Genomic DNA, 23672 nt, shown 5'->3' on the forward strand with positions numbered 1-23672 from the left:
CTTTGGCGGAGTTATGAGCGGCACCCTTCCCCCCTGCCTGAGGCAGGCCGCCCCTTCCATCCATGACTACAACCCCATCAACCACTGAATCAACCACTGAACAAGTTGAAGCGCTGGCTGCAGATTCCATGCTTGATCTGGAGCAAAGCCTTGATGCCATGGCCCATGATCTGGCCGACGACATCCCCTACGAAGTGCCTAGCGCAGAAGAAGGCATTCGAGTGGCAAGCCGCAGTGGCGACGATGTGGGTTTCACCCTGGATGAATTTGCCGCACTACTAAGTAAATACGACTATCACTTCAAACCTGGCGATGTTGTTAACGGCACCGTATTCAATCTTGAGCCCAAAGGTGCCCTGATTGATATTGGCGCCAAAACAGCGGCATTTATGCCCCTGCAAGAGGTATCGATCAACCGGGTTGAAACCCTTGAAGAGGTGCTAGAGCCAGGCGAAGTGCGGGAATTTTTCATCCTCACCGATGAGAATGAAGACGGCCAACTTTCCCTTTCAATACGCCGCATCGAATATCAACGGGCCTGGGAACGGGTGGGCCAATTGCAAAAGGAAGACGCCACCATATACAGCGAGGTATTTGCCACAAACCGCGGTGGTGCCCTGGTGCGGGTTGAAGGTTTACGGGGCTTTATTCCAGGCAGCCACATCAGCACCAGAAAGCCAAAAGAAGATCTGGTGGCAGATTTCCTGCCCCTTAAATTCCTTGAGGTGGATGAGGAGCGCAACCGCCTGGTGCTAAGCCACCGTCGCGCTTTGGTAGAACGCAAGATGAATCGCCTCGAAGTGGGCGAAGTGGTTATCGGCACCGTGCGTGGCATCAAGCCCTACGGCGCATTTATCGATATCGGTGGCGTAAGCGGCCTCTTGCACATCTCCGAAATCAGCCACGAACACATCGAAACACCCCACACGGTGTTGAATGTGAACGATCAAATGAAGGTAATGATCATCGATCTAGATGCCGAAAGGGGTCGAATTTCCCTATCAACCAAGGCTCTAGAACCAGAACCTGGCGACATGCTCACCGATCCTCAAAAAGTGTTCGACAACGCTGAAGAGATGGCAGCCCGCTATAAGCAGATGCTGCTTGAGCAAGCCGACGAATCTGAAACAGATTCATTGGTAGAAGAAGAAACAGCTGAGCTTGATTGAATTTCAAGTTCCTTTAAACAACACAAAGGCAGTGCTATTTGATAAAGATGGCACCCTTTGCTTGAGTGGTTCCTACCTAACGGCCCTGGCTATCGCCAGGGCCGATTTTTGTAAACGCCTAAGCGGCATTAACAATCTGCAAGCCCCCCTACTCGCTGCCTATGGCATCAGCGACAAAGGTATTGATCCAGCTGGGGCTACAGCAGTTGCCAGTCGCCAAAACAATTTAATTTCCACAGCCACGGTGCTTGCCATCCATGGGGTGGACTGGTGCCAGGCCCAACAATGGGCCGAAACAGCCCTTGCTCAAGCTGATGCTGCCCTAGCTGATCGCAAGGCAAAGCTCACCCCACCAACCCCAGGCCTGGTTGCAATGTTGCAGCGCCTGCAGGAAAGGGGAATCACCATGGCGATTTTGAGTAGTGACGTTGGCTCCAGCCTGGAGGCTTTTTTGCTGGAGCACCAACTAATGCATTTTTTCAAGGCTATTTACGGGGCCGATCGCAACCCGGCCAAACCCGATCCGGCAGCTGCTATCAGCGTTTGTGAAATCCTTGCTGTGAACCCTGAAGCTTGCGGCATGGTGGGTGATGCCGAAGCGGATCTAAGCATGGCAGCTGCCGCTGGTTTGGGTTGGAGCCTTGCCTACCAGGGTGGTTGGGATCTGCCGCTACAGCTTTCTGGAAGCCATGGCCACCTGCAGCATTGGGATCAATTCGCTCCGCTGTAGCCTTTGCAGCGCACTGGAATCCGCCCATGGGTCGCTACGTATTCACATCCGAATCAGTAACTGAAGGCCACCCCGATAAAATCTGCGACCAGGTGAGCGATGCCGTGCTTGATGCGCTGCTCGCCCAGGATCCAGCCAGCAGGGTGGCTTGCGAAACAGTTGTTAATACAGGCCTTTGTTTAATTACGGGCGAAGTAACAACCACCGCAAGGGTTGATTTTAATAGCCTTGTGCGCGGTGTTATCGAACAAATTGGCTACAACGGCGCCCGCGCCGGTGGTTTTGATGCCCATAGTTGCGCTGTGTTGGTGGCCCTAGACCAACAATCACCAGATATCGCCCAAGGCGTAGATGAAGCAGACGACCACGATGGCGACCCCCTAGACAAAGTTGGTGCCGGCGACCAAGGCATCATGTTTGGCTACGCCTGTGATGAAACACCTGAGTTGATGCCCCTGCCCATCAGCCTGGCCCACCGCTTGGCACGGCGTTTGGCAGAAGTGCGCCACAACGGTTCCTTGGATTACCTGTTGCCCGATGGCAAAACCCAGGTGAGCGTTGTTTATGAAAATGAAAAACCAGTGGCGATCGACACGATCTTGATCTCCACCCAACACATCGCTGAAATAGATGGCATCAGTGATGACAAAGGTTTAAGGGAACGTATTTCCTCCGACCTCTGGACCCATGTGGTGGAACCCGCCACCGCTGATCTCGCCCTAAAACCAGATCGCAACAGCACTCGCTTTTTGGTTAACCCCACTGGCAAATTTGTGGTGGGTGGCCCCCAAGGTGATGCGGGCCTAACTGGGCGCAAAATCATTGTGGATACCTACGGCGGCTATGCCCGCCATGGTGGTGGCGCCTTTTCAGGCAAAGATCCCACCAAGGTGGATCGCTCCGCCGCCTACGCCGCCCGATATGTGGCAAAAGCGCTTGTGGCAGCTGGCCTAGCCCGCAAGGTGGAAGTACAACTCAGCTACGCGATCGGCGTAGCAAAACCGGTGAGCATCTTGGTGGAAAGCTTCAACACAAGCGCCCTGAGCAACGATGAACTCACCGATCTGGTGCAAGAAAATTTCGACCTGAGGCCAGGTGCCATTATCGAAATCTTCAACCTGCGCGGCCTACCCCAAGCCAGGGGCGGCCGTTTTTACCAAAACGTGGCTGCCTACGGACATTTCGGCAGGGCTGATCTTGATCTCCCCTGGGAAAATGTGGAAACAATCGCCGCCAAATTGCGCGGCTAGATGCTGCCAATCGGTCTTGGCATAGATCTCGGCAGCAGCGGTTTAAGGCTGGCCTTAGTTGCCTCAGATGGCAGCTTGTTGGAAACACGCCAGAGTTCCTATCCATGCAGCTTTAACAACGCCAATGGCTGGAAGAAGGGGGTTGCGGCACTGAGCCAACAACTACCTGCCCATCTAAGGGAACAGGTGGTTGCCGTAGCGGTTGATGGCACATCTGGCACTCTGCTGGCCTGCAATGAAAAGGGTGAACCCCTCAGCACGGCTATTGCCTATAGCTGCGCCTGCCTAGAGCAATCGGCTGCAATAAAAGACCTGGTGCCAGCTGATAGCGCCGCGGCAAGGGCCAGTGGCAGCTTGGCGCGCGCCCTGCGCTTATTGGAGCAACTGCAATGGCAACCGAATCAAGCCTTGCCATTGCTGCGGCATCAAGCTGATTGGCTAATGGGCTGGCTACTGGGGGATTGGGCTTGGGGTGAAGAGGGAAACAACCTGCGACTGGGCTGGGATTTAGAACAAAACAACTGGGCGGGCTCCATTAATGCTGCTCCTTGGGCCAAAGCATTGCCCAAAATTGTGGCCAGCGGAGTAGCCCTTGGAACCCTCAGCAACAGTGCCAGTGCTGCCCTTGGTCTTCCCCATGGGTGCCAAGTGGTGAGCGGTAGCACCGATGCAAATGCCATGGTGCTCGCCGCCGATCCCCAAGCAAATGATGGCGTTACCGTTTTGGGAACCACCTTGGTGTGCAAACAATTCAATGCCACCCCCTTGATGGGAGCTGGCATTAGCAACCACCGCATCGGCGGCCGCTGGTTGGTTGGTGGCGCATCGAATGCAGGTGCTGGGGTATTAAGACAATTTTTCAATGATCAGCAATTGCAGGAATTAAGCCGTCAAATAGATCCAAATAAAGCAAGCGGATTAACTTATTTGCCACTACCGGCTGTGGGTGAGCGCTTTCCAATTGATGATCCTGGGTTGGAGCCGCTGCTAACACCGAGGCCCGTTAGTGATGCTTTGTACCTACAGGGCTTGCTTGAGGGCCTAAGCAAAATTGAACAACAGGGCTGGCAAAGATTGCAGCAACTGGGTGCAACGCCTATCAAAAGGGTATTAACGGTGGGAGGAGGCGCCCGCAATAGCCAATGGCGCCGCATCAGGGAGCAAGCAATTGGGCTGCCAGTGCTTAATCGAGCAAATGCATCAGCTGCCGCTGCCATGGCTCTGGTGGCCCTGCGAAGCGTCACACTGGAATGAACAGCCGGCAAAGCCCCCATGACCAACCGCCTGCGCACAATCATTTCCCTAGGGCTGTTTGTGCTGCTTGCAGGTTATGTGGGCTTCAGTGGTGTGCGCCTTGGCCTGCTGCTTTTTAATCTGCACAACTAATTAACAACCCCCTGCCATGGCCGCTGATCCCCTCACTCCAGCCGTTAGTGACCGCATCTGCAGGCACATGAATAAAGACCATGCAGAGGCTGTGTTGGCCTTTTCCTGCCATTACGGCGGCCTCAAAAATCCAGTTTCTGCAACGCTGCTGAGGGTTGAAACTGAGCAAATGGTGCTTGCTGTGGATGGCACTGAATTGGTGATCGGATTCGACCATCCCCTCAGCGATAGCGAAGATGCCCATCGCACCCTGGTGGCAATGTTGAAGGCCATGCCCCAAACCTGAATAAAGGGGAAGCCTTAGGCCTATTGAGGCCTTAAAAAATCGGTGCCTTTGTTGCTGCCCCCATGGCTAGACGGGTTATTGCTTAAGGCCAGTTGTCCCCGCTGCCAAAGGCAAACAGAAAACCGCAAACTCTGCATCAGCTGCCGCCGCAGCCTGGGCCTTGAGATAGAGGGAAGCCAGGGCCAGTGGCCCCTGCCCTGGTGGGCCTTGGGCAGCTATGAAGGTGGCCTGCGCCAACAATTGCTGCAACTGCGCAAACAAAACAACCAGCAATTGGTGCAGGCCCTAGGCCGCCAACTACATGCTCAGATCCCAAATCTTGGAGTGCCCCTATTGGTTACGGCGATTCCAGAGCGGCGCCCGAGGCGGGGCTCAATGCCATGGCAATTAGCTAGGGCGATAGCCAATGCAGGCGGCCATAAATTGATAAGAGCCCTGGAGCGCCGAAGGGCCTGCCTCGGGCAACACCACCTAAACCGAAAGCAACGGCTCAGCAATTTGGAGGGAGTATTTCATTGCGTGGTGCCAGCAGGTCAACAATTACAACCCTTGCTGCTGGTAGACGACATTCTCACAACAGGAGCTACGGCCCTTGCGGCGATGGCTGCCCTTGAAAAAGCAGGCCATGGCCTGCTGGGGCTTGCCTGCATTGCCCGCACACCCGCAGCCAAAAAGCAGGAGTGGGTGGGTTAAGATTGCCCTTCCCAAGCCGGGATAGCTCAGTTGGTAGAGCAGGCGACTGAAAATCGCCGTGTCCCCAGTTCAAATCTGGGTCCTGGCATTAGAAGCTCCATCCATGTGCAACACCCGTTGTGGGTAGGGAATCTCTATGCCCTCGCGGCTAAAGGCATTCCAAACGGCGATTCCCACCTCACTGGCAACGGAAATACCATTCATTGGATCTTCAATCCAATAACGAATTGCGTAGGTAATTGCCGAATCGTCGTAGCGCAAAAGCAAACCCTTAGGTGCCGGTTTTGCTAATACCCGTGGAACCGTAGCTGCAACCGCCTCAAGGATTGCAATCACCTTTTCTGGCGGATGCCTGTAGGCAGCACCGATTAATACCTGCCCGCGGCGATAGCGATCCTTAAGGCCGCTGTAGGTAACCATCTGTTGGGTAAAAAATAATTGATTCGGCACTACAAGTTCCACATTGTCGCGATCGCGCCAAAGGGTAGTGGCACGCATGCCAAGCTCAAGCACTTCGCAAGGATCCTCTCCGTTACCATTTTCTAAAAGCAACACATCACCGGGCCGCACGGCACCTTCAATTAGCAACCAAATACCACTAATGAAATTACTGAAAATCTCCTTTAAACCAAAGCCAAGGCCCACAGATAAACCGCCGCCAATTGCAGCAAGAAATGTATAGTTTACTCCCACAATCATAAATATTAAAAAAAAGCCAATCCCCGTTATCAGGTAACGAATAATTAGTTCTGCTGCCCTATGGGCCGGCTTTGATAATTGAAAGATCCCAGAAAAAAACCAAGTTAAGCACCAGGCGGGAAGCGCGGTGCCCGTGGCGAGAAAATAACTACCAAATACAAGCAGAAGAAGATCATTAAAGCTGAAATCATTAGAGCTCAACATCAGCACAGGAGCGTCTAAAAGGCTTGGCAAGTCGGCAATTTGAGCAATAAAACCAAGAAAACCAAAAACAACCAGAAAAGGCCTGAGCACACTTATATCAAAACTCTTAACTATTGAAATTGGCACACGCAATCTCAATAAAATTATAAAGACCCTAGTAAAAACACAGAAACCATAGAAGCCAGAGATAAATAATGCAAGCCCGGCAACACCGCTAATATTATGCAAAGCCAGAGCAAAGATCCTAAGAATAACCAGAAGCAAAACTTCATTTGCCAAAGGTTTAAATAAAGCAATGTATTTAAAGCGGTGCTCAAAGGGCCATCTACGTGTTTCTAAATGCAAACTAATCTGAAGAAAAAACCAAATAATTAAGCCAAAAATAAGCGCAAACAACTGAAGAAGCACCGAAGGCCTTAATAAATCTGATATAAAATCAGCCAGCACTGGCGATAAAGAATTCATCGGCTTTCTGTTTGCTTTAAAAGGGAATCAAATCTGGGGGCGATCGCCTGGGGACTCTGATCACCACTTAAAACCAAATCTAAATAAGGTTTGGTTTTAGGATCAATTGCATTAAGCAAATCAATATTCTGGAGATTTAAGAGCCTCCCGCTCGAACCAGCCTCAACAATCAAAGCCAATGTGGAATCTGTTTTAAGTGGCAAACTAATGCCAGGATTCACGGGCATTGCACTGCGCAATCTCAAAATCATATTACGTTGCTGCACAATATTAACGGAAAATAATGCAAATCTTTTTGCATATTCATACTGAATCGAGCTGGATTGAGAACCAAATGCCCATGTTCTTGCATTTAAGAGGCCCTGTGCTGATCCGGCGGGAAAAGATGGCAACAAGGCGATACCTAATTTTGAGCCCATGCGCTTCTGCAAACCTTGCAACCAAGCCCCTGAACAGGTAATCCAACTAAATTCACCGGAAACCAAGCCATCTCGCAACAGTTGCTGATCTGATTCAAAGCTGATGGATGGCTGTAAATTAGCTAAGCGCAGCCAAGTTAAGAAGGGTAACGAAGGGGATTTAAACAGCTCATTAGATTGCTTCCCACTGATATTAGCGCGAGCGCTATCATCAAAACCCGTATAAAGCCAGCGCAGGGATTCAAAACTGCCAGATATACCAATTGGATATCCAGCCTGACCCAACTTAATCAATTGATCGATCTTAGCAGGCGGATCTTTTAACCTACTGCGATTATAGCAAGCAATTTGAGGAAAAATCAAAACAGGTATGCCTAACAATTGCTCTTTATATGTGAATGCTGTCAGGAGGGCTGCCCGAACTGATTTTTTCTCAAATGGTTTTAGCTCAACGGGCTTAATCAAACCCTGGCGCCAAAGCGGCAACAGATTATTGGTAGTTAAAAGTATTAAATCAGGGGCTAAACCACGGCTATATTGAAAATTAAGTTGCTTTATTAATTGATCATTAGGAACAAATCTAACATCAATTTTAACTCCGGGATTAAAACGTTGAAATAAATCAACTTCCTGCTCAACAACTAATTTATTTAATTTTTGATCCGAGGGATCTGAACCCACTCTAGTTTCAACTAATAAACTGATGGTGGATCCCATCCCAGCGGATTGGGAAGCGTTTTGAAAGATTTGTTTGGCTAAGGGTGCCTCACAGCCCGCCAACAAGCAAAGCAAGGGCAGCCAGCCAATAGCTAAAAATTTGAAGAACCTGCCTCCCATGGGAGATTCGATCATATTTTTGTAATCTAAAGGCATGGATAGCCCCTTTCAGCTCTGCGAACTGCTTTGTGGAGATTTCTGCAACCGTGAACAGGCCTTCAACAACCCGCCCATCTATGCCCATATTCAAGTGCGCATAAGGGCTTTAAGCCATTTAGAACCAGGTTCATTGCTGCTGGAACAGGCCTACACCGTGGCTCCAAATGAGCCCTACCGCCTAAGGGTGCTCCAGGTGGTTGTTGAAGCCGGGCAGCTAAAAATCCTCAATAAGGGTTTGAGAAACGAAAGCAGCTTCTATGGAGCCACAGGCTCTGCCGATCGGTTGTTAGAAGTTACGGCAACTGATCTGAAATTATTAGCAGGGTGCACCTACAACGTTTCCGCAGAGGCCAGCGGATATAAAGGGGTAATAGAGCCAGGCTGTAAATGCCTAGTTGAGCGTAATGGGGTAAGCACCTATCTAGTGAGTCATTTTTTGATTAGTTCAATTGGCATGACAACCCTTGATCGGGGTTACAACATTGAAACCAATGAAATGGCTTGGGGGTCTTTGGCTGGTCCGTTTGAATTTAAGCGCCATGAAAATTCAGTGGCACCACCACCAAATCAATGGCGTAAGGCATGGGAGCTAAATTAAGCAGCCTCATCCATAAATAGTTGCTCAGGCTCATCTTCATACATAGTTTCACTAATTGGCAGAACCTCAGCCTTAGGGCGAATTGGAGTTGGCTCCAGCATCCCGCTAATGCGCTCAATCCTTAAATCCGCTGCTGCCAATAAAACCCTGTCCCCTTCTGGTATTTCCTGCTGCCCAGGGACTAATTTTTGATCCAATAGGGCCACACGCTCTTCCAGTTCCAACAAACGCACCGTGAGGGTTTCATTTACCTCTGAAAGCGCATGCAGTTGAGTTAAAAGGCTTTGCAAAAGCTGTGGGGAGGCCATGGCAAGCATTTTTGCTGATTTGCCAAGATGTTAACAACCATGCCAGCAAGCGCCAGAGCCCAGGCTGTAAAGTGGCCCTACGCATCCACATAACCAAAGGTGGCCATGGCTGTTTCAGCAATAGATCAAATTACTACAATCTATCTAGGTTGCAGTGGCATAAAGGAACAAAAAATCCTCAATGGTGAAAGTATATTGCGTATTAATTTGAATTTAGATGATCTTAGATTATGGGGAAATGCTTCTGAAAGCCTCCCCAATACAAACATAATCCTTGCCTGTGATAACGATGGAGTTGAGATTGGGCAAACAAAGCTCACCTGGGTAGTGGGGGCTGCCATTAGGGGAATGAATATTAAAAGCCCCGCTGCCGTTGTTGAACTTCTGATCCAAATGGGTAGCGAAGCTGCAATCGCCCCAGAAATCGTTACTGCTTGCCCAGGGCTCTGCACAGAAGTCAGCTGGGCCTTTTATAAAGAAAGGCATGGATGGCTATGCGCTTCCCCTGCCCTAAATCCAGAACAGCTCCAAATTTTGATGAAGAGCTGCAAAGAAATCTGATTTCTAGGCAATTCTGCTGAATGATGGTGCAACAGCTTTTCATGTTCTGGCAAAACGCCCATGTCGCTACCGCTGCTCGCCTATCCCCTCTCTAGCCAAAATTCACGGGTAGCACCTCCAGGGGGAGCAAGCCTTGCGGCGCAACAATTTCTACAGGATGCGGGGGGATCATATTCCCAAGGCAGCGGCGTTGATCTACTAATAGAAAAGGCCTATAAACAGGTTTTTTTCCATGCAATGCGCTGCGACCGGATTGAACATCTGGAATCACAATTACGCAATGGGATGATACCTGTAAGGGAATTTATCCGCGGCTTACTACTTTCAAGACGCTTCAAAGAAGGATATTACCAATGCAATTCAAACTATCGAATGGTGGATCAAATTGTTGGCAGGGTGTTAGGCCGACCTGTTTATAACGACGCCGAAAGAAGAACCTGGTCGATAGTGATTGCAAAGGAAGGTCTTGAGGGTTTTGTAAATCAACTGCTTGATAGTGAGGAGTACATAAATGCCTTCGGCCTAGATCAAGTGCCAGAGCAACGCTCGAGAAGCCTTGCCGGCCGCGCCACAGGGGAAATGCCGATATATCAGCAATTCCCGCGCTATGGCTCCGATTGGCGCGACACCATGAGGAAGAGAACACCAAGTCCAAATTCCCTGGCCTATATGCCAAGTCCAGCCTTGAAATGGCTGCCCGCCAAGCCGCCAGCATGGGCGCTCAAAGTGTGGCTTGGTTTATTTGCAATCGGTGGCTTTGAGATCCTTAGGGTACTGGTGATTGTTGCACTGTCGATGCTGCACACCAGCTGAGGCAAAGCCGAGCTATGAGCCTTGAAGCCTGGCAGCCCCCTGAATTAGCTGAACCGATTGATAACAGCAAAAACCCCATAGATGCGAGAGGAGCAGATTGGAGCGGCAAAATAATTGCCGCCATTAATCTTCAGGGTGCGCGGCTGAGTAGGGCCGATTTACGCGGCACTGATTTAAGCAACTGCAACCTTGAAAATGCAGATTTAAAACTAGCTAAATACAATCGCCAAACCCGATGGCCCCAGGATTTTGATTATAAAAAATCTGGGGCCATTGGCCCTGGAGCAAAACTTGATGCAATGTTTTTATCCGGTGCCGACTTGCGCTACATGGACTTAAGGGGAGCTTCCTGCATGGGCACCTATTTAAGTGGTGCAAACCTCAGCGGAGCAATTCTTGATGGCATCCGCATGATCTCAGCTGATCTGCGCTGTGCAGTGCTGCAGGGGGCAATGTGCAGGGGAACGCGCTTTACCGGCGCTCAATTAAACCAAGCCGATTTTCGCGGCGCCGATTTGAGTGAAGCCGGCCTAGAGGGAGCGGAAACCATTGAGGGGGCCGACTTCTGCCTAGCCATTGGCCTAGATCAGATCGCTGCAGAGCTGCTGCGCAGGCCCTACAAAGAACTCGACTGCTGGAATCCCTTCACCCGCAACACCACCCGCAAGAGCCTGGAGTGGCATCTGAACCAGCCCCCCGTGGGTGGGGATGGCAAAAGTTGAGCTTTATAAAGAAGATCGCCACAAACACGATAACTATCAGACGATGGTCTCGACCAGTTGTTGTACTCATCGATGCCCTTCGGTCCCGCCTCGCGCTTAGGAGTAGAGCGCTTTGATAGCGATTCTCCCTATGAAAATCTCCCTGGGGATGAAGACGCCAAAAAAGAAGAGGTGATCACTGCCGTATATCGGCAGGTGATGGGCAACGCCTATGTAATGGAAAGCGAGCGCCAAGTAGTAGCTGAATCTCAATTCAAACTTGGTGAAATAAGCGTAAGGGAACTGATCCGCCGAATAGCTAAGAGCGATTTGTATCAAAGCCGCTTCTTTGATGCCTGCTCCAGATATAGGTATATCGAATTGGCCTTTCGCCATCTGCTTGGCAGAGCACCAGCAAGTTTCCAGGAAATGCGCCTCCACGCTGAACGCCTAGATTCCCATGGCTACGAAGCCGATATTGATAGCTTTCTAGATTCAGATGAATATCAAAATAATTTTGGTGAATACACGGTGCCCTATCAGCGCGGCTGGAGAACTGAAAGCTGCAGCACCATGCAGGAATTTGGCTGGAGCTTCCAGTTGCTAAGGGGCAACAGCAGCAGCAGCCTCAAGGGAGATCTTGCTGGCATCAGCTCCAAACTAGGTGGTGCCGCCTATCAAAACCTACCGATTGCAGTTGTTGCACCATCCTCTGCAGACAGTCAAGGCTGGAGCTACCGCCCAGCTGCAAATCTGCAAGACGCTGCCACAAGGCTTGGCGCTGGCGCCACGGGCAAGATGTATCGCGTAAATGTTACTGGATACAGGGCAAATAACATTCGCCCAATATCACGTTATACAAAATCAAACCGGGTTTATTTTGTACCATTTGAAAAACTTTCCCAAGAATTCAAGCGGATACATAAAGAAGGTGGTGTGATCTCCAGCATCACCCCGATGTGAGCTGGTAGGGGGGCACATCCCCCCCCTTTTGAGAATTTTTCTTTACACAAATTTATTTCCCATCCCGTTACAGGTTGCCCCATGACAAACAATCAATCAAAGTCCCTATTGTTTGGGGCAACAGCCCTTATTGAAGGTCCGATATCCTTCTCCCGTAAGCGCATGCCATCTAAAGAGGCTGCCACCACCAATAGTAATTTTCGCAGCGGTGGTCAAATCAGTAGCGATAGGTTTCATCCAAGCGATGAAGAACATCTATCGATGGTGATCAATGCAGCCTACCGGCAAGTATTTGGCAATGTTCAGCCCATGGAAAGCGAAAGGCTGGCCAGTGCAGAATCCCGCCTTCGCAATAGCGAAATAGAGGTGCGTGAATTTGTGCGTGAATTAGCTAAATCCGCCTTCTATCGCAGCCGCTATTTTGATGCTGTAGGTCCCCATCGCTCAGTTGAACTTAGCTTTAAACATATCCTCGGCAGGCCACCCCATAACGAAGCGGAGGTTTCAGAACATATCGCCAGAGTTGCCTCTGAAGGTTTTGATGCCGATATCGATAGCTACGTAGATTCAGAGGAATACAACAGCGTTTTCGGTTCAGATACCGTTCCCTATGCGCGCGCATGGTCTTCCCGCCCAGGGCAACCCCAGTCGGCATTTAATCGGATTGCAGCACTGGAGCAAAATTTTGCCGGTAGCGACACTGCAATTGGCAGCAGAAGTCAACTGATGAATAGCTTGGTGAAATCCACTGGGCAATCAATCAAAATTCCTGGTCAAGTTTTCCGCTCCGGCTTCAGTCTTTCCGGTGGCTATGCAGGTGGGCCATCTGGAATTACAAGCTTTAAGCCCGTAACCAGAGCTAGCAGCGATGGTGGAGATTCAACACCCCTGCGCGGTGATATCTATGTGGGATTTGGCCTTGGCCAAAGGGAGCAAGAGAAGTTTGAACGTTGCCCTGGTGATTCCAGTGATCAAATTAATGCACTTATTCGCGCTACCTATCGCCAAGTAATGGGCAACCCCCATATCATGGAAAGTGAAAGAGTTAGCACAGCTGAAAGCAAATTCATTGAGGGCTACTTAAGCACCAGGGAATTTGTGCGTGCAATTGCACTATCTGCTGAATATCAACGTAGGTTCTTTGAAAGCAATGCACCCTACCGCTTTGTTGAATTAAACTTCAAACACCTCCTTGGTCGTCCCCCCCAGTCCCAGGCGGAATTAAGCCAGCACATCGTTCGCCTAGCAACCCATGGTTATGAAGCTGAAATCAACAGCTACTTAGATTGCGAAGAATACCAATCAACCTTCGGTGAAGATACGGTTCCATTCGCAAGAATCAGCACCGAAGCTGGTAGAGATCAAATTGGTTTCAACCGCCATCTCGCCCTAGTACAAGGTTTCGCCGCAAGCGATACGGTTCAAAACAGTTCGATCTTGGTTAATTCCGTTGCAACCAAAGCCGTTCCTGCTGGCTGGGGTACCACAACCATTCGAACCAACCGCAATGGCGCCTTCTCCGGCGGTTCAGATGCCACCACCAAGCGCTTCCGGATTGTTGTTAAGGCTCAACCAGCCGGTGGTCGTCAACGCACTCCAAACGCCAGTTACCTGGTTAGCGGCAAAGACATCACAAGCCAGCTCAGCTACATCCACCGCCGCGGTGGCAAAATTGAATCAATTACTGAAGTTATCTGATTCCACGGGCGATTATTGCTCAAACAAATCAATTAATCAATCCAACCTCCTTTTAAAATGACCTCTGTAATCACTCAATCAACAAACCCAAATCTTGATTTAGCCCATGCTGGCGATGTAATTCGCGCTGCAAATCGTCAAGTTTTTGGCAATGCCCACCTCATGGAAACTGAGCGGGTAGTTTCAGCTGAAAGCATGTACTGCAATGGATCATTAACAGTGCAGGGGCTAGTAACAGCCCTTGCCCTATCAGATACCTATCGCAGCCTTTTCCTTGATGCCAATGGCCCCTATCGCTTTGTTGAACTAAACTTCAAACATCTTATGGGCCGGGCCCCGCGTAATCAAGCCGAGATAAGTGAGCATGTGCAACGGCTAGCTAACGAAGGCTATGAAGCTGAAATCACCAGTTACACCAATAGCCAGGAATACTTCAGGGTATTTGGCAGCGATACGGTTCCCTATTGCAGAACAAATCAAACCACCGTGGGTGAATCTAATTCCACCTATGTGCGCACCCTAAATTTAGAAGCTGGTTTTGCAAGTTTTGATGGCGGAAGCAAGTCGCAACTGCTCAACAATCTTGCCACTGGCACAACCCCTTCCCTAAATCAACGCAAACCAAAAGGCGGCAGCGATCGCAACGCTCGCACCTATCAAATCGTATGGTCTTCCGCTGGCGTAGCAAAAAATCTCCGCCGCTCCATGCAGAAATCAATTATTCCCTATTCATCCCTATCTTCTACCATTCAATCCTTGCAAGCACGGGGTGCTAAAATTCTTTCAATTACTAATGTTTAAGCATTAGTAAAACAAAAAGAAGTGCCTGAATGAGCATAGAGATTTTCCTAGCTAAAAGTGAAGGTGAGTGGAGGTCCATGAGAAGTGGGCATTCACTCGCCTTTCAACAATTTGAAGAAGTTCTAAGTGAAATAAAGATCACTATCATTGATTTAAATGATCCCGCTGTAAATAAACTACTCCAAAAGCTTGCTTCCTGCCACGGCATTCCATCCACACCCTTCAAAATGGAATGGCATGCTGAAAGCGACTGGGAACCTGATGATCCCACACAGGTTTCAGCTGGGGAATGTATTCTCATACCAATAAAACAATCAGATAGCCACGGCCAGCTGATTCGCAGTGTTGGTTATGCTGAAGCAGAAGAAGCAATCTCAACTTATCAACTGCTAAGCGACAACACCTTTGTGCTCGAAACCAAATACGGTCAATCAATTGCAGAGGAGCGCATCTGGTTTGTGTCTGATAATATTCGCTGCCGATCATCAGTATTGAAAACAGCATCCGGTGCTGGGGTTTTGCAAACCTCATTTTCCTCTGAGGTGAGGAGGCTTAATATCCATGAATGATGGGCCGCAGTTAAACAATCAAAATCTACTTAGATTCGCCAATACCCTCGCTGGGCACTACAGTAATAAGCAGCAAGCGATGGATAATCCCCGCAACTACGCACATATTAATATATATTTTAGGCCTTTAAATTGGCAGGTATTCCAGGGGCCTGGTTACTATTCCGAACAAAGCTATAACCACGATCCTTGGCGTCCCTATCGCCAGGGTATTCACAAACTCCAGCAAAAAGACGATCTATTTATACTGCTAAATTATGGTTGTAGTAAGCCAGAAAGATTAGCTGGAGCTGGTTTTGAGCCAAGCCTTCTAAAGGAATTACACCCACAAGAACTAAAAGCAAGGGTTGGCTGTGCAATGCATTTTCGTGAAATTAATAATGGTAAATACAGAGGAGAAGTAGAACCAGGCAAAGCATGCATGGTGCCCCGTGATGGCAAACTTACCTATTTAGTAAGCGAAGTAGAAGTGGACGAAAATAATTGGATAAGTAGAGATCAAGGCCTTGATCCAAACAGCAATGAAGTTTGTTGGGGTTCAGAACACGGCCACCTTTGCTTTACCCGAATTGCTAAATTGAATGAACTAATTGATCAAAATTGGATTTCTAAAGCTCAATTAGATTGAATAAATATGACGATAACAAAAGTAGAAAAGCAGCTAAAAGAATGGATCCGCTCCCATCATCTCATTTGCGTTGGAACCGACTTTGTTTTTGAAACAATAGACCAAACACAACTAGATCGCTTCGAAAATTGCCTAGAGGCACTAGGCGGACACATCAGGCAAATAGAAGCAGTTGGTCATTGGCCAATGGGTCCAAACCGTAGTTTCAAAATACTAAGGGCAATTGCATCTGTTCCACGGCCAAATGCACAAATGTTTGTTCAATATTGGGCAAATAAAGGATCTCCTAACACACGATTTTCCGAAATAAGTGATTAGCTAAAGTATTTACCAGCTTTAAACGCAATAAATGGCTCCGGATCTACCTTGCTTTGCAGTGCCAAGCCCCCTAAATCCCCAAGGGAAATTGAATTACTATTTAATCTCTCTAATGCTATCAATCCTGCATATCTAGCCTCCCAAAATGGTGTATCTTTTGGATTAAGCCATTCTGGCAACTTATCAATTGCCACATCAGCTGCAATGTTTGCAAGGCTAAGAATCGCAGCTGGCTTTGATTTTAAAAATTGTGGCCTTGGATTAGCTATCGCTTCTAATAATATATTAATTGCAACCTCTAAGTATTCTTGTTTTAAGTTATTAGCATAGCCAATAAGACGCATAAAGAAGTAATGGGCCCCGTAATCATTATCTGCATCTTGATGCCAGCGTTGCAGGAAAGCTGGCCAAATATCATTAAGATCTTTTAGGGCCAAGCTGCGTAAAGCTAAATAGCAACGGCTAAAATCAGTGCCAAAAAATTCTTGTATTAAAAAATCTATAGCTGGCTCCTCATCGTAGCGATGAACCAACTCAACACTACTTGGGCTATCAATAATTAGTGAATCTACATAGTAATCTAGGGATTTTCCTTCAACCTCAGTTGCACCCTTAGGCCACAAAAGCCTAACCGCACGCATTCTAAATACAGGAGAAACCGGAGCCAGCAACACATCTGGCAACAGCATATATGCATTGGCATCAATAATATCTTGTATTGCGGCTTGCCTATCCATTTGATTGGGGAGCATTAAATGCTCCTTGAGCATTTCCAAGCCAAAATCTTGTTTCAGGAGAATATATAAACCTGCCAAGGCTGCTCCTTTTACGCCTGGGTTACTACTAGATAAATGCAATTTAATTCCTTCCACGGAGCCAATGGCACCTAACCCAGTTAGAGCTTGAATAATTACACGTTGATTTTGCCCAGGAGCATCCAGCAGTTTTGCCAAGTTATCGATAACATCTTGATCTTTACAGTTGAGTTCCTTTAACGCCCATGCTGCATTCTCAACAAGATATGAGTCGTTGCTTGATAAACACTTAGCAAGCAACGGTATGGCTTCTTGGCAACCCAAAATAGCGAGAACTTCAACTGCCTTACGTTGTGCCAATCGTGTTGATTGAGAATCATCGTTGCTAGCTAAAAGCTTCAATAAAGCGGCTTCGCTTTCCCCGCCTGGAAAATTCTGCAGATGCGCTGCCGCCATGTAGTAATCACTATTGGAATCGAGCTGATCAAGCGGAGCGCTGAGTATGCGGATCGCTTCCTCTTGACTCAAGCCCAGATGAATGTTAGTGAATCGATTGCTATTCATAGCTGGCTAGATGTTTGGTTTACTAATGCTATTTTTAAGAGATGTGATTGAATTCCCAATTAAGGCCTAACTGCGGCATGCTTGCTCTGTTGATCTTAACGAACCCATGGGACCAAATTTTTCCAATAACCTTGAAGTTACCAGAAGCTATCGAGTGGGACAGAGGCCCAGCGGCAACAGAACTACTAGCGTTCCACTTGCTCAACTCAGTAACTATATTCACTCATTAAGGGCCAGCACCAACTGCAGCTTAAACATATCGAAACCCGGAGCTACTTCCAATGCAAATGCCCATGATCAAACCAGCGGGCATGATAATTCCGATGCAGCGGCCGAGAAACCTGCCGTCAAGCGCCGCAGGCGCTGATCTAGTTGCCCTTTAGCATCTTCTCAAACACTGCATCAACTGGTCTGCCGGATTTAAGGGCATCCCAGTTGATACTTCTCAGAAAAGCATCAGAATCGATTGTTTCAACCAAATCCACGCCCCAGCTGCCAATTTGCAGGGGTGAACTTGGATTGGCATTATCATCTTTTCTCCCCCCAAGGGCGATGGCGGTGTGATTGAATGTGTGGCCAAGCTTTAAACGCACTAGGCGCCATGTATTCAATAAAGCCTCAGCCATGTTGTTAACATCTAATTCGGATTCCACCTTAAGCATCCAATGGGGATGATTTAAAGCCATGGCAGAGGTTAATTGAGGATTTTCATTTTGCAATGCATCAGCTAATTCAGCGGCAGAGAATGCTGGAACCTCCGCTGAATTGATTTGCAAATTATGCGACACAATAAAGATTGTCATGATGAGTGCATCAAGCTTGATGTAACCTAGCATAACAATGAATTAGCCAGGGGATTATTCAAATCATGCTGCCAGAATCTGCACCATTCGATAATGGCCAGGGGCAATTAAGTGAGGAGGAGGCTACTTTATTAGCTTCCGAACTTAAGCAGCAGCTGCGGGAGGGCAGAGCTCCGGCCCAAGATGCTGAGTTGATAGAAAAAATGGTAGCTGGTCTTGGTGATAAACGCGGACTAACCAGGCTTACATTTGCCGAGAGTTTAGGGGTAGTTGGCAAGGCGGCGGTGCTGCCCCTTTGCAGGGCTTTAACTAGCCATGGCAATGTAACTGTGAGAAGAGCTGCCGCAAAAACACTTACTTTAATAGGGGATCCAAAAGCGATTCCAGCCTTGGTTAAAGCCCTATTAGAAGATCCTGATCCCGTTGTTCAAGGATCGGCAGTGGGTGCTATTGCAGCTGTTGGAGCGGAGGGAGTTGCACCATTGCTAGAGGTACTAGTTAATCCAGCTGCCAGCTCAATGCAAATGGGACTTGCCAGTTGGGGGCTTGCCTTTGTTGGAGCGCAAGCGGCGGATGCATTAAAAATCGCCGCACAATCAAACAATCAAAAAATTAGAACTGCAGCAATTGCAGCCTTGGGAGATCAAATACAAGCCTTAGAAGATAGCCAGGCAAGAAATCTTTTAGTAGATGCCCTCGCCGATTCCTGCCAAGAGGTTAGAGCCGAGGCTGCCACCTTACTTGGCAAATTAAATGAACCGGAATGGGCCTATCCATTATTAATACCAAAATTAACAGATAGCAGTGATCAAGTAAGAAAAAATGCCGCCCTTTCATTAATGAAGTTAGAAGCTGCTGAGGCAATCCCAAGGCTTCAGGAATGCCTTGCTATCGAGGGCGAGCCTTCAGTTCAAGCTATTTTTAAACTTGCAATAAATCAACTCGGCTAAGGGCAGACTCTATCGTTTCCCTAACATAGGAATCCGTTTCACTACGTTGCAATAAATCTTTCAAGTAAGCCGATATCTGAGGGTCTTTAATTTCAACCATTGCATTAACCCCAGCCACTGCCAATGCAGGATTATCCCCTTGGCATACTTGCATCAATAGCGGCAGGGCTGGTTCACCCACCTGCCCTAAAGCCATCACAGCAGCTAATGCAACAACTGGTGATTCATCCTGCAAAGCATTTTCAAGGCTGTTGATCGCTTCAACGGGGAAAGTGATGCCACGGTAATTAGATGCCACCTGGGCGTAGGCCTTAACGCAACTCGCCCTAACTGTTGCATCAGTGCTTTGTGCAAACTTTGTGGCCAATGGAATCAACGCCTTTTCACCAAATGCACCTATGGCGCGCACTGATGCACGGCGCAGCGTTACATTTTCCTGATCAAGCAAATTTAATAACCTGGGCAGTGATTCATCGGGCCAATGGCGCACCAATGCAAGAAATGCCTCGGTTTGAACATAGGGATTTGGATGTTCTAGATCCTTGATCAATTGATCAATACCTGGGATTTCAGCAGGGGATTCAGTCATCTAAACAGGATTTGTGCTGCTAATAGAAAATAAAAAAGGAGGCCATAAAGGCCTCCTGATAGTTCTAAGCGGTTAATTGCTCAGGAAAGGGCGTTGATGGTGTAGTCGAGGTAAGCCTTGAACTCCTTGAGAGCTTCGGGGCTCATGTCACGGGGTGAACAAGCGCGGTCGCGGGTGTAGGTGAGGGCCTCAACGTAGGCAGCGGTAGGAAGACGCAGGGTGCGATACACCTCACGGGCTCCAGCGATGCCCCACTCGTCGAGGGGGCCGGTGCCGCCCACAACCAAGCAGTAGTTGATCAGGCGCAGGTAGTGGGCCAAGTCGCGGTAGCACTTGTCTACCTTCACCTGGTTCTCACCAGCTTCACCGGGTTGACGGAGGTAGGGATACTTGTTGAAGCAAGCATCACCAGCTTCCTTGGTGACTTTGTCGAGGCCGGCAGCCAGCTTTTCAGCAGCTTCCAAGCGGGCAGCAGCGCGCTGGATATTGCCTTGAACAGCTTCCAGATCGTTCTGGGAAGGGAAGCGACCAGCGGCGTCAGCGGCGGTCACAACGGTTGTAACGACGGATTTCATCGAGTGTTCCTTAGGTGGAAGTTTGCGTTGTTGAGAAAATTCCTAGCTGAATGTTCAGCTGAGGGCGCTGATTACGCGGTCGAAGTAGGTGCCGGCTTCGGCAACTAGGGCTGAGCAATCACCCTTAACGGTTTCCATCTTGCGGAAACGGGTTTCCACAGGGTTGGTGCCGGTGGTGTTGGTTTCGTTGATGTGGGCTGTGGAGGAAGCCTTCATGATCGAAACTGCACGGGCAGTGGACTGAAGGGGCACGCCAAGGGCAACATAGGTTTCCTTGAGGCCATTCAGGCAGCGGTCGTCGAGCACGGAGGCATCGCCGGCGAGCAGTGCATAGCTGATGTAGCGAAGCACGATTTCGCCGTCGCGCAGGCAAGCTGCCATGCGACGGTTGGGGTAGCAGTTGCCACCAGCCTGGATCAGGCCTGTGTTTTCGCAGATCATGCCGGTTACAGCGTCCGACACAATGCAGGAAGCATTGCTGGTGATGGCGTTAACGGCATCAAGGCGCTTGTTGCCTTCAGCAACATAGTTACGCAGTGAGGCAAGTTCGCCAGAACCAAGGGGAGCGGTTTTGGCATCAGCGCTTACAACAGCGCGAGAAAAGGCGTCGAGCATGAGAAAGCAGGACTATGGGGTGGATAAAGCTACCGAAAAAGCCAGGGGGGGCCTGAGCAAATCAGCAGTACTGGTTATGCGTTTGGGAGTTGGGTTTTAACAACCCTTGCCAAGCACCCCAGAACCGTAAGCTTTCTTTCCTAGCTAGAACCCCAAAAAGGGGCAATCACGTAAAACTTCGTCATCGAATTTAGTTTTGAAAACAAATTCGCAGCGGAGCTAGAAGGGGCACCATTTTTTAATAGCAGCTCCTTTTAAGATTTTGTTTAGATTTAGAGCGCGCTTGTTTCCCTTATGTAGTCTAAAAAAATCGCTAAATCAGCAAGATGGTTGATCCGATTGCAGTTGAAACCGTTAGCCCAGAACCCAGTGCCAGCGAACTACTGGAAACCATTCAAGAACTAAGCAGCTACCGCGATCGCCTTCGTAACGACGTGGTTACCCTCGGACAAAAGCTGCGCCTACCCAAAGCAAAGGTGGATGCCTCCCTTGCTGATCACCCAGAACTACAACGTATAGAAGCAATCCTGAGCCAACTTCAAGGCCAGGCACAACTGGGTTGATTATGCAAAAAACCGTTGCACAGCCCCTTGGCAAGCAGCCTGCCCCACTTGATATGGCGGGTTTTTTTGCTGCCAGCCAAGGAACCTGGTTAACCCGAAGGGCTGTTCACCACCTCGACCATCAAGCTGATGAGGCAGGGGATTCAAATTTGATCATCGCCCCCTTTGATCGGGAAGATCCCAGTGTTATCAAGATTTGCGCTGCACTTGGGGTTGATCCAGCTAGCGCGGCCGGAGGGGCGCGTTTTTGGTGGGAAAGCAACCTCACAGAGGGTTCAAGGGATCCGGATAATGCGGCGGTATTAATTGATGTGCCCCATGAAGCAGATCGAAGCAAAGGCTTTTTATTGCGGGATAAAGGTTATGTGGAAAAAGCAGCCGTGATTAGCACCTATCACTTTGCTGAAGATGGGGTGCTCTCAATAACAACAAGATACGACACAAATGTGGGCATTGAACGCTGTTGGTTTGTTACTGATCAGGTGCGCATGCGAGTGAGTTCAGTGCAATTTCTGGATGGGGTTTCCATGACCACCTATTGCACCGAACTGCGCTGCCCAAATGAAGAAACGATTAAAGCCATCGCCGCCCAAGCTCAAATGCTGGCTGAAAGCTGATGTTTGACACCTTTCTAGATGAACTCCAGGGAACAATCCAAGCTGCCGGTGGTGAAGAGCTCGCCCTACCGGCTGAATTCAAGGAATGCCACTCCAGCAGTGGCAAAAGCAGCATAAAAAATTGGTTGTGGGCTGTGCCGGGCTTCCGGCGCTGGCGGGTTACCAGGCTCGATGCCGGCGAATCCTTGCAGGTGCTTAATTCGGTTGCATATCCCGAGTATCAAAGGGACATGCCCCTGATGGGGGTTGATCTGCTCTGGTTTGGGGCAAAGTCGAAATTGGTGGCTGTGCTTGATTTCCAGCCGTTAATTCAAGCTGAAAGCTATTTCGATCAACATTTCAAAGGCTTGAAACAGCTGCATGGCACTTACCCCGAACTAAGTGGTGAAGAGGCGATGCGATCCTTTGATCCCCATCAATATTTCTCCCCTTGGCTGCTTTTTTGCCGCGGCGGTGAAGCGGAGGCATCCACATCTTTGCCAAAAGCATTTAATGCGTTTTTGAACTGCTACTGGGAGCTAGATAAACAGAGCAAACCTGAGCATTCATTGATCGCTGCCAGCGAAGTAAGGCATCTACAAATTGCATACGATCTTTACAGTGCCGAGCGCGATCCTGCCCACGGTTTGTTTAAAAGCCATTTCGGTAAGGAATGGGCCGACAAATTTCTGCATCAATTCCTATTCCCCGCCAGCGAAGGCCCCCATGCGTAGTTCCAGCCTCAGCCCAGTAGTTCTGCCTGGATGGCGCTGGCAAGCATTTCTAGATAAGGCGGTGGAGTTACTCACTCCCTTTGAGCCCCAGCCCTACCCGGTGCCCGAGCCTTTTCTTTGGCGTTCAGATAAGGGCGGATCCGCATCAAGGCCATTTGAAGTAACAACAGCCACTTGGGCTTGTAGAACAAACAAATTGCGCCAGGTGCGCGCCGCCTGCGTTGAAGGCGGTGATGCCGCATCGGTTTTGAATTTTGTAATCAACCCCAGCTGTGAATTTGAGCTGCCTTTTTTTGGGGCTGATTTAGTAACGCTTCCCAACGGCCATCTTTTAGCCCTAGACCTGCAACCGGCCCTTAAAAACGATGCCATTCACACCCAGGCGGTGTGGGAAAAGCTGATCCCCTTGCACAGCCAATGGAGCGTTCATCTGCCCAGCGGTGGGCCGATACCAGCCGAAGCAGAGCCGTTCTTTTCGCCAGGCTTCCTCTGGACGCGCATCCCCCTAGGAGCTGAAGGTGATCAACTGATCCAAGCGGCGGTTATGCCAGCATTCATATCGTATTTAAATCTCTACTTATCATTAGTTAACGAAGCTTGCCCCGTAGATAAAAGCCGCAGTGAACAACTGCTTGAGGGTCAATTACGTTATTCAAAATATCGAGCCTTGAAAGATCCAGCCAGGGGAATGCTTAGCCGCTTCCACGGCGCCGAATGGACAGAAACCTACATACATAAAGTTTTGTTCGACCTTTGAGTTTATATGCCAAAAATATGTTGCTAAAAGCCCAGG

General features: G+C 49.0%; 29 protein-coding genes and 1 tRNA gene. 22 read left to right on the top strand and 8 right to left on the bottom strand.

Features of this window, described 5'->3' with window-relative positions; all coding sequences use genetic code 11:
- Positions 1-62: 62 nt before the first annotated feature.
- From KBY68_RS02290 to KBY68_RS02320, 7 genes are all read left to right on the top strand, one after another.
- Entirely contained in the window at positions 63-1169 is a 1107-nt protein-coding gene (locus KBY68_RS02290; protein ID WP_255095767.1) for a 30S ribosomal protein S1, read from the top strand.
- Positions 1162-1899, top strand: a complete 738-nt coding sequence (locus tag KBY68_RS02295) for an HAD family hydrolase (protein WP_255095768.1) — start codon at positions 1162-1164, stop codon at positions 1897-1899. The genes KBY68_RS02290 and KBY68_RS02295 overlap by 8 nt, the downstream gene beginning before the upstream one ends.
- Before the next feature lie 26 nt (positions 1900-1925).
- The gene (gene metK, locus KBY68_RS02300) at positions 1926-3149 is read left to right on the top strand and encodes a methionine adenosyltransferase (protein ID WP_255095769.1); all 1224 of its coding nucleotides are present in this window, start codon (positions 1926-1928) and stop codon (positions 3147-3149) included.
- Positions 3150-4403: an FGGY-family carbohydrate kinase gene (locus KBY68_RS02305; RefSeq protein ID WP_255095770.1), complete on the top strand. Its 1254-nt coding sequence runs from the start codon at positions 3150-3152 to the stop codon at positions 4401-4403.
- A 148-nt stretch (positions 4404-4551) separates the two neighbouring features.
- Positions 4552-4821 (top strand): DUF2470 domain-containing protein, encoded by a 270-nt coding sequence (locus tag KBY68_RS02310; RefSeq protein ID WP_106500030.1) that lies wholly within the window; start codon positions 4552-4554, stop codon positions 4819-4821.
- Between the two features lie 42 nt (positions 4822-4863).
- Positions 4864-5514, top strand: a complete 651-nt coding sequence (locus tag KBY68_RS02315; protein WP_255095771.1) for a ComF family protein — start codon at positions 4864-4866, stop codon at positions 5512-5514.
- 15 nt (positions 5515-5529) lie between these two features.
- Positions 5530-5602, top strand: a tRNA-Phe gene (locus tag KBY68_RS02320).
- Here KBY68_RS02320 and KBY68_RS02325 read toward each other — a convergent pair.
- Positions 5584-6882 (bottom strand): mechanosensitive ion channel family protein, encoded by a 1299-nt coding sequence (locus KBY68_RS02325; protein WP_255095772.1) that lies wholly within the window; start codon positions 6880-6882, stop codon positions 5584-5586. The two genes, KBY68_RS02320 and KBY68_RS02325, sit on opposite strands and share 19 nt — an antisense overlap.
- Positions 6879-7982 (bottom strand): ABC transporter substrate-binding protein, encoded by a 1104-nt coding sequence (locus KBY68_RS02330; RefSeq protein ID WP_255095773.1) that lies wholly within the window; start codon positions 7980-7982, stop codon positions 6879-6881. The genes KBY68_RS02325 and KBY68_RS02330 overlap by 4 nt, the downstream gene beginning before the upstream one ends.
- Positions 7983-8172: 190 nt before the next feature.
- Here KBY68_RS02330 and KBY68_RS02335 point away from each other — a divergent pair, with 190 nt between their 5' ends.
- The gene (locus KBY68_RS02335; RefSeq protein ID WP_255095774.1) at positions 8173-8775 is read left to right on the top strand and encodes a chromophore lyase CpcT/CpeT; all 603 of its coding nucleotides are present in this window, start codon (positions 8173-8175) and stop codon (positions 8773-8775) included.
- Here KBY68_RS02335 and KBY68_RS02340 read toward each other — a convergent pair.
- On the bottom strand, positions 8772-9083 hold the full coding sequence (locus KBY68_RS02340; protein ID WP_106498727.1) for a hypothetical protein: 312 nt from the start codon (positions 9081-9083) through the stop codon (positions 8772-8774). The two genes, KBY68_RS02335 and KBY68_RS02340, sit on opposite strands and share 4 nt — an antisense overlap.
- Before the next feature lie 105 nt (positions 9084-9188).
- Between KBY68_RS02340 and KBY68_RS02345 the strand changes: the two genes are divergently transcribed.
- From KBY68_RS02345 to KBY68_RS02385, 9 genes are all read left to right on the top strand, one after another.
- Positions 9189-9644 carry a hypothetical protein gene (locus KBY68_RS02345; protein WP_255095775.1) on the top strand — a complete coding sequence of 152 codons (456 nt, stop codon included), beginning with the start codon at positions 9189-9191 and terminating at the stop codon, positions 9642-9644.
- 60 nt (positions 9645-9704) lie between these two features.
- Positions 9705-10457 carry a phycobilisome rod-core linker polypeptide gene (locus KBY68_RS02350; protein ID WP_255095776.1) on the top strand — a complete coding sequence of 251 codons (753 nt, stop codon included), beginning with the start codon at positions 9705-9707 and terminating at the stop codon, positions 10455-10457.
- 14 nt (positions 10458-10471) lie between these two features.
- On the top strand, positions 10472-11179 hold the full coding sequence (locus KBY68_RS02355; RefSeq protein ID WP_255095777.1) for a pentapeptide repeat-containing protein: 708 nt from the start codon (positions 10472-10474) through the stop codon (positions 11177-11179).
- Positions 11180-11251: 72 nt separating this feature from the next.
- Positions 11252-12121, top strand: coding sequence for a phycobilisome linker polypeptide (locus tag KBY68_RS02360; RefSeq protein ID WP_106498723.1), 870 nt, complete (start codon positions 11252-11254; stop codon positions 12119-12121).
- Positions 12122-12202: 81 nt separating this feature from the next.
- The gene (locus KBY68_RS02365; RefSeq protein ID WP_255095778.1) at positions 12203-13819 is read left to right on the top strand and encodes a phycobilisome rod-core linker polypeptide; all 1617 of its coding nucleotides are present in this window, start codon (positions 12203-12205) and stop codon (positions 13817-13819) included.
- A 57-nt stretch (positions 13820-13876) separates the two neighbouring features.
- A complete protein-coding gene (locus KBY68_RS02370) occupies positions 13877-14620 on the top strand; it encodes a phycobilisome rod-core linker polypeptide (RefSeq protein WP_106498721.1) in 744 nt (247 codons plus the stop codon).
- Positions 14621-14649: 29 nt separating this feature from the next.
- On the top strand, positions 14650-15189 hold the full coding sequence (locus KBY68_RS02375) for a phycobiliprotein lyase (RefSeq protein WP_255095779.1): 540 nt from the start codon (positions 14650-14652) through the stop codon (positions 15187-15189).
- The gene (locus KBY68_RS02380; protein ID WP_255095780.1) at positions 15182-15817 is read left to right on the top strand and encodes a chromophore lyase CpcT/CpeT; all 636 of its coding nucleotides are present in this window, start codon (positions 15182-15184) and stop codon (positions 15815-15817) included. Before KBY68_RS02375 ends, KBY68_RS02380 begins: the two co-directional genes overlap by 8 nt.
- Before the next feature lie 6 nt (positions 15818-15823).
- Positions 15824-16135, top strand: coding sequence for a CpeR family transcriptional regulator (locus KBY68_RS02385; protein ID WP_106498718.1), 312 nt, complete (start codon positions 15824-15826; stop codon positions 16133-16135).
- Here KBY68_RS02385 and KBY68_RS02390 read toward each other — a convergent pair.
- Both KBY68_RS02390 and KBY68_RS02395 read right to left on the bottom strand, forming a co-directional pair.
- Positions 16132-17454, bottom strand: coding sequence for a HEAT repeat domain-containing protein (locus tag KBY68_RS02390; RefSeq protein ID WP_255095781.1), 1323 nt, complete (start codon positions 17452-17454; stop codon positions 16132-16134). The genes KBY68_RS02385 and KBY68_RS02390 overlap by 4 nt on opposite strands.
- Positions 17455-17822: 368 nt before the next feature.
- The gene (locus tag KBY68_RS02395; RefSeq protein WP_255095782.1) at positions 17823-18257 is read right to left on the bottom strand and encodes a DUF2656 family protein; all 435 of its coding nucleotides are present in this window, start codon (positions 18255-18257) and stop codon (positions 17823-17825) included.
- Positions 18258-18322: 65 nt separating this feature from the next.
- Between KBY68_RS02395 and KBY68_RS02400 the strand changes: the two genes are divergently transcribed.
- Complete coding sequence (locus tag KBY68_RS02400) at positions 18323-19207, top strand: HEAT repeat domain-containing protein (RefSeq protein ID WP_106498715.1); 885 nt, start codon at positions 18323-18325, stop codon at positions 19205-19207.
- Here the strand turns inward: KBY68_RS02400 and KBY68_RS02405 are convergent.
- The 3 genes from KBY68_RS02405 to cpeB all read right to left on the bottom strand — a co-directional run bounded on the left by KBY68_RS02405 (position 19179) and on the right by cpeB (position 20986).
- Positions 19179-19796: a HEAT repeat domain-containing protein gene (locus tag KBY68_RS02405; RefSeq protein ID WP_255095783.1), complete on the bottom strand. Its 618-nt coding sequence runs from the start codon at positions 19794-19796 to the stop codon at positions 19179-19181. The genes KBY68_RS02400 and KBY68_RS02405 overlap by 29 nt on opposite strands.
- 80 nt (positions 19797-19876) lie before the next feature.
- Complete coding sequence (cpeA, locus tag KBY68_RS02410) at positions 19877-20371, bottom strand: C-phycoerythrin subunit alpha (RefSeq protein WP_106498713.1); 495 nt, start codon at positions 20369-20371, stop codon at positions 19877-19879.
- 54 nt (positions 20372-20425) lie between these two features.
- Positions 20426-20986 (bottom strand): phycoerythrin subunit beta, encoded by a 561-nt coding sequence (cpeB, locus tag KBY68_RS02415; protein ID WP_255095784.1) that lies wholly within the window; start codon positions 20984-20986, stop codon positions 20426-20428.
- 326 nt (positions 20987-21312) lie between these two features.
- Between cpeB and KBY68_RS02420 the strand changes: the two genes are divergently transcribed.
- From KBY68_RS02420 to KBY68_RS02435, 4 genes are read left to right on the top strand one after another with little or no spacing between them, the layout of a single operon-like run.
- The gene (locus KBY68_RS02420; protein ID WP_255095785.1) at positions 21313-21549 is read left to right on the top strand and encodes a DUF8630 family protein; all 237 of its coding nucleotides are present in this window, start codon (positions 21313-21315) and stop codon (positions 21547-21549) included.
- 2 nt (positions 21550-21551) lie between these two features.
- On the top strand, positions 21552-22166 hold the full coding sequence (locus tag KBY68_RS02425) for a phycobiliprotein lyase (RefSeq protein ID WP_255095786.1): 615 nt from the start codon (positions 21552-21554) through the stop codon (positions 22164-22166).
- On the top strand, positions 22166-22879 hold the full coding sequence (locus KBY68_RS02430) for a 15,16-dihydrobiliverdin:ferredoxin oxidoreductase (protein WP_255095787.1): 714 nt from the start codon (positions 22166-22168) through the stop codon (positions 22877-22879). Before KBY68_RS02425 ends, KBY68_RS02430 begins: the two co-directional genes overlap by 1 nt.
- Entirely contained in the window at positions 22872-23636 is a 765-nt protein-coding gene (locus KBY68_RS02435; protein ID WP_255095788.1) for a phycoerythrobilin:ferredoxin oxidoreductase, read from the top strand. Before KBY68_RS02430 ends, KBY68_RS02435 begins: the two co-directional genes overlap by 8 nt.
- The last annotated feature ends 36 nt before the right edge of the window (positions 23637-23672 follow it).

The sequence above is a fragment of the Synechococcus lacustris Maggiore-St4-Slac genome, assembly GCF_024345595.1.
GTDB classification, from domain to species: Bacteria; Cyanobacteriota; Cyanobacteriia; order PCC-6307; family Cyanobiaceae; genus Synechococcus_D; species Synechococcus_D lacustris.